The organism is Anaerococcus martiniensis, assembly GCF_043187485.1.
Lineage (GTDB): Bacteria > Bacillota > Clostridia > Tissierellales > Peptoniphilaceae > Anaerococcus > Anaerococcus martiniensis.
Genome location: NZ_CP171106.1, coordinates 605,055 through 616,967, shown reverse-complemented (window position 1 = coordinate 616,967; position 11,913 = coordinate 605,055). Strand labels below are relative to the sequence as shown.

12 protein-coding genes are annotated in these 11,913 nt (G+C 34.9%); 11 read left to right on the top strand and 1 reads right to left on the bottom strand.

Annotated features, from left to right (window positions below):
- The first annotated feature begins 199 nt into the window (after positions 1–199).
- Complete coding sequence (locus tag ACF3NF_RS03045; protein WP_394024109.1) at positions 200–661, top strand: flavodoxin; 462 nt, start codon at positions 200–202, stop codon at positions 659–661.
- A 111-nt stretch (positions 662–772) separates the two neighbouring features.
- Here the strand turns inward: ACF3NF_RS03045 and msrB are convergent, their stop codons facing one another.
- Positions 773–1,213, bottom strand: a complete 441-nt coding sequence (gene msrB / locus ACF3NF_RS03040; protein WP_394024108.1) for a peptide-methionine (R)-S-oxide reductase MsrB — start codon at positions 1,211–1,213, stop codon at positions 773–775.
- A 135-nt stretch (positions 1,214–1,348) separates the two neighbouring features.
- Here msrB and ACF3NF_RS03035 point away from each other — a divergent pair, with 135 nt between their 5' ends.
- The 10 genes from ACF3NF_RS03035 to ACF3NF_RS02990 all read left to right on the top strand — a co-directional run bounded on the left by ACF3NF_RS03035 (position 1,349) and on the right by ACF3NF_RS02990 (position 11,900).
- On the top strand, positions 1,349–1,630 hold the full coding sequence (locus ACF3NF_RS03035) for a co-chaperone GroES (protein WP_394024106.1): 282 nt from the start codon (positions 1,349–1,351) through the stop codon (positions 1,628–1,630).
- A gap of 21 nt (positions 1,631–1,651) precedes the next feature.
- Complete coding sequence (gene groL / locus ACF3NF_RS03030; protein WP_394024104.1) at positions 1,652–3,268, top strand: chaperonin GroEL; 1,617 nt, start codon at positions 1,652–1,654, stop codon at positions 3,266–3,268.
- 589 nt (positions 3,269–3,857) lie between these two features.
- Positions 3,858–5,285, top strand: a complete 1,428-nt coding sequence (locus ACF3NF_RS03025) for a peptide MFS transporter (RefSeq protein WP_394024102.1) — start codon at positions 3,858–3,860, stop codon at positions 5,283–5,285.
- 11 nt (positions 5,286–5,296) lie between these two features.
- Positions 5,297–6,382: a M24 family metallopeptidase gene (locus ACF3NF_RS03020; RefSeq protein ID WP_394024100.1), complete on the top strand. Its 1,086-nt coding sequence runs from the start codon at positions 5,297–5,299 to the stop codon at positions 6,380–6,382.
- Complete coding sequence (gene pepI, locus ACF3NF_RS03015) at positions 6,375–7,256, top strand: proline iminopeptidase (protein ID WP_394024098.1); 882 nt, start codon at positions 6,375–6,377, stop codon at positions 7,254–7,256. The genes ACF3NF_RS03020 and pepI overlap by 8 nt, the downstream gene beginning before the upstream one ends.
- Before the next feature lie 82 nt (positions 7,257–7,338).
- Positions 7,339–8,490 (top strand): NAD(P)-dependent malic enzyme, encoded by a 1,152-nt coding sequence (locus ACF3NF_RS03010; protein ID WP_394024096.1) that lies wholly within the window; start codon positions 7,339–7,341, stop codon positions 8,488–8,490.
- A gap of 100 nt (positions 8,491–8,590) precedes the next feature.
- Positions 8,591–9,403: a Cof-type HAD-IIB family hydrolase gene (locus tag ACF3NF_RS03005; protein ID WP_394024094.1), complete on the top strand. Its 813-nt coding sequence runs from the start codon at positions 8,591–8,593 to the stop codon at positions 9,401–9,403.
- 8 nt (positions 9,404–9,411) lie between these two features.
- Complete coding sequence (locus ACF3NF_RS03000; protein WP_394024092.1) at positions 9,412–10,203, top strand: MBL fold metallo-hydrolase; 792 nt, start codon at positions 9,412–9,414, stop codon at positions 10,201–10,203.
- A gap of 10 nt (positions 10,204–10,213) precedes the next feature.
- Positions 10,214–11,026 carry a tRNA 2-thiocytidine biosynthesis TtcA family protein gene (locus tag ACF3NF_RS02995; protein ID WP_394024090.1) on the top strand — a complete coding sequence of 271 codons (813 nt, stop codon included), beginning with the start codon at positions 10,214–10,216 and terminating at the stop codon, positions 11,024–11,026.
- The gene (locus ACF3NF_RS02990; RefSeq protein ID WP_394024088.1) at positions 11,019–11,900 is read left to right on the top strand and encodes an undecaprenyl-diphosphate phosphatase; all 882 of its coding nucleotides are present in this window, start codon (positions 11,019–11,021) and stop codon (positions 11,898–11,900) included. Before ACF3NF_RS02995 ends, ACF3NF_RS02990 begins: the two co-directional genes overlap by 8 nt.
- Positions 11,901–11,913 lie beyond the last annotated feature (13 nt).

The following is an 11,913-nucleotide window of genomic DNA, read 5'->3' as shown; positions in this document are numbered from 1 at the left end:
GTCCGCAGAACTAATCGAGGTCTAAAGCCTATCGCACTACCTTTTCTGTGGGTGAAAAATGTGAAAGATATTTCATCTCTGAGAGGATATAAAAGAAGAGTAAATAAAAATCTACACATTTATTTAGAAAATACATTTAAAATATTATAATGTCCTAATATATTAGAGGAAAAAATTATAAGTTAAGGAGGTGATTTTAATGAGTCCTTTGGTTGTATATTATTCATACTCAGGATTAACAAGAAGACTAGCAGAAGATATTGCGTTGATTACTGATGGAAATTTAAGAGAACTGAAACCACAAAAGCCTTATTCGTTCTCATATAATACAGCTGTAAAAGAAGTGAGAGAAGAAATCGAAAGAGGATATTGCCCTCCTCTTATACGAGGGGCGGAGGCGATTGAAAATGAAGAGGTAGTTTTTGTTGGTTCTCCTAACTGGCTTAAGACTTTTGCCCCACCAGTGCTGTCTTTTTTAAGAACAGTTGACTTAAGCGGAAAGAAAATCATTCCCTTTTGCACACACGGCGGAGGAGGATTTGGAAGAATGATTGAAGATTACAAAAAGGAATGTACAAATTCAATTATTAAAGATGGAATAGCGTTAAAAGGAAATTACAGCTTCGATGAACTAAAAATATGGCTAGATAATAATTTATAAATACCAGTTTATCAAACTGAAACAAGCAAATAAATGCTATTTTCGAGAAAAAATGAAAATCACCATATTAAAAAAACTAGGACTTGCTATTCCTAGTTTTTTTTGCCTTTTCTACTCAAAAATCCTCAAATACTCCCCATATCCTTCTTTTTCCAAATTTTCTTTAGGAACAAATCTTAAGGCAGCACCGTTTATGCAATATCTTAGTCCGCCTAATTCTTGTGGACCATCTGGGAAAACATGACCTAGGTGGCTGTCGGCGTTTTTGCTTCTTACTTCTGTTCTTACCATGCCATGGGATAGGTCTTCTTTTTCATTTATTTCTGTTCCCTCAACTGGTTTTGAAAAGCTTGGCCAACCGCATCCTGCGTTAAATTTGTCCTTGCTTGAAAAAAGTGGCTCGCCAGATACTTTATCTACATAGATTCCTTCTTCATAAAAGTCATCATATTCTGATGAAAATGGTCTTTCTGTACCGGCGTTTTGAGTTACTTCGTATTCTAAAGCTGTAAGATTTTTTCTTAATTCGTCATCACTTGGTTTTTTGTACATTTTAATCTCCTTAGTCTTTTTATACATTTTACCCGAATTTATTGATTTGATTTTTTATCTAAAGGTAGTACATTATAAATGTAATTAGCAATCAGCACCTATGAGTGCTAAATTATTATACCTAAGGAGTAAAATATGCAATTAAAACCTATCGGTGATAGAGTAGTTATTAAAAAAGCTGAAGCTGAAAAGACAACTCAATCAGGTATCGTGCTTCCAGAAAGCGCTCAAGAAAAACCTGTTTATGCAGAAGTTGTAGCTATCAGTGATGATATTTTAAATGATGATAAGAAAAAAGATTCTCTTTGTGTAGGGGATAAGGTTATTTATTCTCAATACTCAGGAACAGAAGTAAAACTTGATGATACAGATTATATAGTTGTAAAATACATTGATATTTTAGCAGTTGTAAAATAGTTTTAGAAAGGAATATTAATTATGGCAAAAGAAATTAATTATGGAAAAGATGCCCGCGATGGTTTAGAACGTGGTATTGATAAACTAGCAAATGCTGTAAAAGTTACTCTTGGACCAAAGGGACGTAATGTTGTCCTAGATAAATCTTACGGTGCACCAACAATTACAAATGACGGTGTAACTATTGCCCAAGAAATCGAACTTGAAGATAGATTTGAAAATATGGGGGCTCAACTTGTAAAAGAAGTTGCTACAAAAACAAATGATGTTGCAGGTGACGGTACAACAACAGCTACTGTTCTTGCTCAAGCAATCATCAAAGAAGGTCTTAAAAACTTAGCAGCAGGTGCAAACCCAGTTGTTTTAAACAAAGGTCTTAAAAAAGCAACAGATGTTACAGTTGACTACATCAAAGAAAACTCTCGTGACATTGTAGACAAACAAGCTATAGAAAATGTAGGTACAATTTCATCAGCAGACCCAGAAATCGGTAAATTTATAGCAGATGCTATGGAAAAAGTAGGCAATGATGGGGTAATTACAGTTGAAGAATCAAGAACAACTGACACTTATCTAGATGTTGTTGAAGGTATGCAATTTGATAAAGGATATTTATCACCATACATGGCAACAGACAATGAAAAAATGGTTGCAGAGCTTGATGATCCATATATCCTATTAACAGATAAAAAAATCTCAAATATCCAAGATTTATTGCCACTATTAGAACAAATTGTTCAAGAATCACGCCCACTACTAATCATTGCCGATGATGTAGAAGGCGAAGCTCTAACAACACTTATCCTAAATAAACTTAGAGGAACATTTAATGTTGTAGCAGTAAAAGCACCAGGTTACGGCGATAGACGTAAAGCAATGCTTGAAGATATTGCAATTCTTACAGGTTCAACTGTTATTTCAGAAGATTTAAACATGGACCTAAAAGAAACAGAAATTTCTATGTTAGGATCTGCTAAAAAAGTAAAAGTTGATAAAGACAATACAACAATTGTAGAAGGAAAAGGCGACAAAAACGCACTAGAAGAAAGAGTAAGCCTTATCCGCCAACAAATCGAAGCAGAAGAAAGCACATACGAAACAGAAAAACTTCAAGAAAGAGTAGCAAAACTTGCAGGTGGAGTTGCAGTAATCAACGTAGGTGCAGCAACAGAAACAGAAATGCAAGAGAAAAAATATAGAATCGAAGATGCCCTATCAGCAACAAGAGCTGCAGTAGAAGAAGGTATTGTAGCAGGTGGTGGAGTAGTCCTAATCGGTGCTATCGAAAAAGTAGCAAGCTTAAAAGAAAGCCTAGAAGGCGATGAAAAAACAGGTGCAGCAATCATAGAAAAAGCCCTAGAAGCACCACTAAGACAAATAGTAGAAAACGCTGGAATGGACGGATCAGTGATAGTTCAAACAGTAAAAGAATCAGAAAAAGATCAAGGATACGATGCTTATAATGACAAATATGTAAATATGTTTGAAGCAGGTATCGTAGAACCAACAAAAGTAACAAGAAGCGCATTACAAAACGCAGTAAGCGTATCAGGAATGATCCTAACAACAGAAGCAGCAGTAGCAGACATACCAAAAGAAGAACCAGAAATGCCAGCAGGCATGCCTGGAATGTATTAAAGCACTCCTGCTCGGTGATCTGAGAAGCTCTCCACGGAATGGTCTTGCGAAGCAATAGACAAGCCTGTCCGGCTAGCGGAGGACCCTCCACGGAGTGGTCTTGCGAAGCAAGAAACAAGCCTGTCCTGCTAGAGAGTATTCACTATGGAAAGTTTATAAGAAGTGAAAATACTTCCTAATTTAATAGGGGTTGTAACTTATCTTAATAAGCAAATCTTATATTAATTATGACAAACACTATTTATTTGTCATCAAAAATGTTGCACTAAGTTCGATAAACTATTAGATCCAGAAAAATTTAAATATATCAAAAAAACTTAATAATAAATCAAAAAAACGCTCTTTTTAAAAGAGTGTTTTTTATTTGTCTAATAATATATAAGTTAATATTTCCTAAATTTAACTATTTTATAAAGAACTAATATTTTATATTTGTTTCGAATATGCTATAATGAAAATGGTATATAGAGTGGGAATTTTTATAAAAGTATCTTAAAATCATACTTTGCCGCTCTACCTTATTTACTTTTTTAAATAAACGTTTTACAGCTTTATTTATAGGTAAATAAATCTTTATAAGGAGGAGATTATGGAAAAAAATGTTTCTAACAAAAAACCCCGTGGGTTTTATGCGGCGTGTATTGCTTTTTCATTTGAACGTTTTGCCTTTTACTCAGCAAAATGGTTGATGACAGTATTTGTTGCTGCATCTATCATGGATGGTGGGCTAGGTCTTACGACTGGTGAAGCTGCAAGAATGAGTGCAAACCTTGTTGCATTTACTTATTTATTGCCACTATTTGGTGCTTACATATCAGATTATCTAATAGGAGCTAGATACCTAATTCCTATTGGTTTAGCCTTGATGGGAGCAGGATTTTTAGTAGCGTGGCAGGCAACTAGTGCTACAGCTATAAATATTATGGTTATTTTAGTATCTATAGGTACTGGACTTTTTAAATCACAAAACAACGCCATAATTGGGAGGTTGTTTACTGATAAAAGTAAGCTCGATGAGGCCTACTCTACCCAATATTCATTTGTAAATATAGGAACTTTTATAGGAACTACCATAATTGGTATCTTAGCGGCTAAATATGGCTACAGATTTAGCTTTTTAGTTTGTGCCATTCTTGTATTTATAGATGCTATTTGGTATATAGCAAATTACAAGAACTTTGGAAATGTTGGTAAAAAACCATTTAAAATTAATGAAAATGCTGATCCAAATGAAGTTAAAAATGAGGAAAAAGTGCCACTAACAAAACTTGAGAAAAATAGAATTTTTGCTATTATCCTAGTTTCATTTTTCTCAATCATTTTCTGGATATTCTGGTACTTAGCATCCCTACCAGTATTATTCCACTGGGCTGGAGAAACTGCAGCAGCAGATTGGACTATAGGTTCATTTGAAGTACCAACAGCTTGGTTTGACTCACTAAATGCTATTATGTGTATCATTCTTGGTCCTATTTTGGGGGCATATTGGACTAAAAAGGCAAAATCTCCAAAAGGAGACTTTAATATGTTCCAAAAAACCGCCCTTGGTATATTTTTACTAGGACTATCCTACATTGTTTTTGGGACAGCAGAAGTAGTTCGTGGGCAAGGTCAAGCATCACTTATATGGATAATAGTATTTGGTATCCTATTGACCCTTGGGGAAATGGTATTTTCACCACTTGGTAACTCATTTATAGCTAAATACTCACCACCACAACTTATTACAACCATGATGAGTGTTTGGGTAGTAGCAGTATTTTTCTCAGGAAAATCTTATGGTGCAATTTATGACTTTACTCAACAATTCCCATTTGATAAGGTAATGTTTACTATAGCTGCTATTGCAATAATTTCTGCAGTAATTCTATGGATTTTTAGTGGTAAATTACAAAAACTTGTTGAACCAGATGCTGCCGATAGGGCAGAGGATAAAAAACTACATGGCAAAGAGCTTAAGGAAGATGTTAAAATTGCAGAAAAAATGACCTTTGAATCAGATGATGAAAATAACTAAGGAGTTATAAAATGACTGATAGATTTAAAAGAGTTTTAGACAAGATGCAAGAAGAGGATTTAAAGCAAATTATCGTTACTGATCCTGTTGCAATTTATTATTTAATCGGCAAAAAAATCAATCCGGGCGAAAGAATGCTTGCCCTATATTTAAGTATTGATGGAGATAAAAAACTTGTTATAAACGAGCTTTTCCCACAAGAAGGCGATCTTGGGGTAGATTTAATCTGGTATAACGATATCGAAGATCCCATCGAGTATTTATCAAAAGAAATTAAAGATTACGAAAAAATAGGTATTGATAAAACATGGCCATCTGGATTTTTATTAAGACTTCAAGAAAAATTCCCAGACAAAAAATATGTAAACTCATCACTACTAATCGATGAAGTCAGAATGATAAAAGATAAAGAAGAGATAGATCTTATGAGAGAATCTTCTAGAATCAACGATGAGGTTATGGATGAGCTAATTCCTTGGGTTACAAAGGGACTTACAGAAAATGAACTATCAGATAAGGTAAAAGAAATATATAAAAGCCATGGCATAGAAGAAGTTTCCTTTGAGCCAATCACAGCCTACGGCAAAGGCGGGGCTGACCCTCACCATGAAACAGATAATTCTAAGGGGAAATTTGGAGACAGTGTAGTTTTAGACATTGGTGGCTTTTATAAGGGTTATGCCTCAGATATGACAAGAACAGTTTTTATTGGAGAAGCTTCAGATAAGGCACGTGAAGTTTATGAAATAGTAAAAGAAGCAAATCTAAGAGGAATTGCAGCTGCAAAACCTGGCAATAAAATGAGTGATGTAGACAAAGCATGTCGTGACTATATAGAAGAAAAAGGTTATGGCAAGTATTTTACCCACAGAACTGGCCACTCAATAGGTCTTGAAGACCACGAATATGGCGATGTTTCTAGTGTAAATGATGCAATTATAAAGCCAGGACAAATTTTCTCAGTAGAACCAGGCATTTATCTAATGGATGAAGGAATTGGTGTAAGAATAGAAGATTTGGTAATCATTACAGAAGATGGCAATGAAGTAATAAATCATTATACAAAAGATTTAATAGTGGTAGATACAGATGATTAATGAAGGCTATATGCCATTTAAGGATTACAAAACTTATTATAGAATTGTAAATCCAGAAGGTAGAAAAACACCACTGATTTTAATCCACGGAGGACCTGGATCAACCCACAATTACTTTGAAGTTTTTGATGACTTTGCCTATGAAAATGACAGACCAATCATAATGTATGATCAAATTGGCTGTGGCAATTCATTTGTAGATGGTGATGAAGATTTATTTAATGCAGATGTTTGGATGGAGGAGTTAATTTCCCTAAGAGATTATCTAAAATTAAATGAAGTCCACATCCTAGGCCAATCTTGGGGTGGCATGCTTTTAATTTTGTATGCTTTAACAAATCCAAAAGGTGTAAAATCAATTATTTTATCATCCACTCTTTCTTCAGCAAAACTTTGGAGAAGTGAGCAGATTAGAAGAATATCCTATATGGATGATGAATATAAGATTCCCTTACTAGATGCAGAAAAAACGGGAGACTATGATTCAAAAGAATATCAAAAGGCCTTGGATTTTTTCATGGAAAGATACTGTGCCGGCCCATATGATGAAAATGACCCAGAATGTTTAACAAGAGAAAAGAAATCTGGATCAAAATCCTATGTAGTAGGATGGGGAGAAAATGAATTTTCTCCAACAGGAACTCTTGCAGGTTTTGAAGTGACTGATAGATTAAATGAAATTGAAACCCCAACTTTAATTACAAGTGGAGCTGAAGATTTATCATCTCCTGTCATTGCAAAAACCATGCATGATAATATTAAAAACTCAAAATGGGAACTTTTTGCCAATTCCAGACATATGCCATTTGTAGATGAGCATGAGGAATATGTAAAAGTTTTAGAAAAATGGCTGGAGATAGCAGACAATAAATAATATTAAGCGGGCAATTTCTAATATTGCCTGCTTTTTATGTTATAATCGTAAAAAAGGATGCTTAAAATCTAAGGAGAAAATTATGGATGTTTACGAAAAAGCTCTAGAAAAACACAGAGAATGGCAAGGGAAAGTTGGCACTGATGTAAAAGCAAAGGTGACAAATGCTGAAGAATTAACCTTTGCCTACACACCGGGAGTTGCTGAGCCATGTAGGGAAATTGCTAAAGATGATAGCAGGGCCTACGAATATACTTCAAAGGCAAATACAATTGCAGTTATTTCTGATGGTTCTGCAGTTTTAGGTCTTGGAAACATAGGTCCAAAGGCTGCCATGCCTGTCATGGAAGGAAAAGCAGTTTTATTTAAGGAATTTGGCGGGGTGAATGCTGTGCCAATAGTCCTTGATACCCAAGATCCTGATGAAATCATAGAAACAGTAAAAAATATTGCCCCAGGCTTTGGTGGCATAAACCTTGAAGATATTTCATCTCCAAGATGTGTTTATATAGAGGAAAAATTAAAAGAAATCCTTGATATACCAGTATTTCACGACGACCAACATGGAACGGCAATTGTAACAGTTGCAGCATTGATAAATGCCTTAAAACTTGTAGGCAAAAAACCAGAAGATATTAAACTTGTAATGAGTGGGGCAGGGGCAGCTGGATTTTCTTGTGCAAAACTTATCCGTGATTTGGGAGTAAAAAACATTATAGTTTGCGATTCACGAGGGGCTATTAATAAAATGATGCTAAATTCGGGGAACCCGGTAAAGGCTCAAATAGCAGAAATCTTTAATCCAGATGATGTAGAGGGTTCTATAAGTGATGTTATAAAAGGGGCAGATGTTTTTGTTGGCGTTTCTGCACCGGATATACTAGGTGAAGAAGACATTAAAAATATGAATGATGATGCTATTGTTTTTGCTATGGCAAATCCTATACCAGAAATTGACTATAATCTTGCAAAAGAAGCTGGGGCAAGGATTGTAGCTACAGGTCGCTCTGATTTTCCAAATCAAATTAATAATGTCTTAGCTTTCCCAGGTATATTTAAGGGAGCCTTAGAAGCTCGTGCACCAAAAATCACAGATCAAATGAAAATGGCCGCAGCAAAAGCCTTAGCAGCCTTTGTAAAAGATGATGAGCTAAACGAGGAATACATCATCCCATCAGCCTTTGAAGAGGGCATTGCAGATGCTGTAAGTGATGCTGTTAAGACCTTAAACTAATTGAAAAAAACCTTAAAAATAGTAAAATAAAATAGAAAAGATAGTTAAGGGACTGATTATTATATCAGTCTTTTTTGTATGTAAAAACAAATGAGGTCTTATGAATAAAAATATTAAATTAGTTGCTATTGACTTAGATGGGACACTTTTGGGATCTGATAGGCAGATAGTAGAAAAAAATATAGATGCTATAAAGAAAATCCATGATAGGGGCATTGAAGTTGTAATTGCAACTGGCAGATGCTTTAACGGTTTTTGGTGGATACGTCAAGAGCTAGGATTAGAAGGCTTTGATGATTACTCAATTTGTAATACAGGTGCCTTTGTAAGAATTAATGCTAGTGGCAAAACCATAGTAGAAAATCCTATGGATAAGTCAGATTACGAAAAAATAATGTCCTATAAGGGGGACTATGACTTGCAAGTTGGAATTTTTACCAAGGATGTTCTTTACAACAACGAAGAAATTGTAAATGATGGCTTTAAAAAAGACCAAGAAATAATGAAACTTCCAAGACTTAAATTTAAGGACTTTGATGAGATAGAAGAAAAAGTAGCCCGCATCAACTTTATGGGAGATGAGGATGAGCTTGATAAGTTTTATGAGGGAAATAAGGAAAAGCTAGAAGAAGACTATATGACTATGAGAAATGAAACATATGCCCTAGAAATCCTTAAAAAATCATCAGGAAAAGCCAACAGCCTTAAAAAACTTTGTGAGTTTTTAGATATAGATCTAGCAAATGTAGCATATTTTGGTGATGGGGCCAATGATGTTGAGGCTATAAAAATTGCCGGTCTTGGTATTGCTATGGCCAATGCTGATGAAGAAACAAAAAAAGCTGCAGACTATGTAACAAGCTCAAATGATGATGCAGGTCTAGCAGAATTTTTAGAAAAATTATTTGATTAGGAGTTTTAATGGATAAATTTGCAATCCTTTCATCAGGATCGTCAGGAAACTGCTTATTTATCGAATATAAGGGCAGTAAAATCTTGGTGGATGCAGGATTTTCAGCACGTAGAATAGAAACACTGCTCAATGAAATAGGAAAAACTGCAAATGAATTGGACGGTATTTTCCTAACTCATGAGCATGCTGACCACACAAAGGGGGCTGGCACCTTGTCGCGCCGCTATAATGTCCCTATTTTTGCAAATGCTGGCACATGGAAGGGCATAGAAAATTGTGTGGGAAAGCTAAAAGAAGAAAATATAAGAGTTTTTGATAGTGGGAAATTTTTATCCTTTGGATCTATGGATATTTTGCCTATAAAAGTCCACCACGATGCCAAGGAGCCGGTGGGTTTTATCCTATATTTGGGCAATAAAAAAATATCCCTTTTAACAGATACAGGCATAGTTGATGAAAATATGGCCTATGAGATAAAAGGATCTGATATTTATTATATGGAGGCCAACCATGATCTTGAGGCCTTAAAACGCGGACCATATCCATATCCCTTAAAACTTAGAGTAATGAGCAATATGGGGCATTTATCAAATGACCAATCAGCAGAAGTCTTGGCCGATGCCCTGGAGGGTAAGGAAGAAAAAGTTTTTCTAGGCCACTTATCAGAAACAAATAATACACCAGAATTATCAAGGCTTACAGTTGACAATTATCTGACAAGCCTTGGTTTAGACACAAGAAAAGATATACATTTAGAAGTAGCAGATAGGTACATACCATCTGGCATTGTAGATTTATAGAAAGTTAATTATGGAACTAGTAGATATTGAAAGATCAATTATAAAAAAATATAGAAAACAAATTTGGTCCCCCTTTATCAAAGCAATCAAAGAATTTGAACTGATTAATGATGGGGACAAGGTTGCTGTTGCAATCTCAGGAGGTAAGGATTCACTTTTACTTGCAAAAGTGATTGAAGAATTACACAAACACAGCAAGGTAGATTTTGATGTGGTTTACATCTCAATGGACCCTGGCTATGACCCAAGAAACCGTGAACAACTAGAAAAAAACTTAGAGTACTTAGGAATTGACGGGAAAATCTTTGAAACCGAAATATTTCAAATAGCCGAAGAAGTATCAAAAGGCGAATATCCTTGCTATATGTGCGCTAGGATGCGTAGGGGAAGCTTATACGCCAAGGCCCAAGAGTTAGGTTGCAATAAAATTGCCCTAGGCCATCATATGAACGATGTCATTGAAACAATTATGCTAAATGTTCTTTATGCTGGCAAATTTAACACAATGAAACCAAAGCTTAAGGCACAAAATTTTGAAAATATGGAACTTATTCGCCCATTTTACTATGTAAAAGAAGAAGATATTATAAAATGGCGTGATTATGTAGAACTTCTTGCCCTAAATTGTGCATGCACAGTTACAAAATCCCAAGAAGCTTACACTAGAAAAATGATAAAACAAATGATAGCACAGATGAAGGAAAATAATCCTGAAGTAGAAATGTCTATTTTAAGGTCTGGAGAAAATGTAAATTGCGATATGGTCGTAGGCTACCAACTCCATGGACAAAAACATTCCTTCTTGGAGGAATTTGATGATTGAGTTTTTAAAAGTATTAATCCTCTCTATTGTTGAGGGAATTACAGAATTTTTGCCAGTATCATCTACTGGTCACCTTATTTTGGTAAATGAATTTGTAAAATTAGAGCCTGCTGAGTTTTCAAATGCCTTTAATGTAATCATCCAATTGGGTGCTATAATGGCAGTGGTGGTTTTGTATTTTAAGAGGCTCAATCCTTGGGACTATGAAAAAACAGGCAATTATTTTCCAAAAAACTATAGCAAATTAAATGGACAATCCAGATTTTATTACAGATTAACCCACCCAGATCAAAGAACAATAGAACTTTGGAAGAGGGTAATTGTTGGAGTACTGCCAGCTGGAGTTTTAGGACTACTCTTTGATGATTTTATAGATGAACATTTATTTAACCCAATGGTTGTTGCAACCATGCTGCTTATTTGGGGTTTAATTATTATTTTTGTGGAAAAAAGAAATCAAAAAAGAAATAGTTTCCTAAATGATAATATTACAAATGTATCTTATAAAACAGTACTTGCAATTGGGTTTTTCCAAGCTCTTGCAATGATTCCTGGTACATCTAGGTCAGCTGCAACCATTATGGGAGCCATGATTTTAGGGCTAAGCCGTGAAGCTGCTGCGGAGTTTTCATTCTTTTTAGCAATTCCAACCATGCTTGGTGCAACTTTGTTAAAAGTAGTTAAAAATGTCCATGGCTTTACAGGGGGCCAATGGCTATTAATTTTAGCTGGTATGGTTTTAAGCTTTATAGTAGCTTATGTAGTTATTAAAAAGTTTATGGAATATATAAGCAAACACGATTTTATTCCCTTTGGAATATATAGAATAATCCTATCAGCTGTAGTATTTTTATACTTTGGCATTATAAAATGAGTCTAGATGCTAG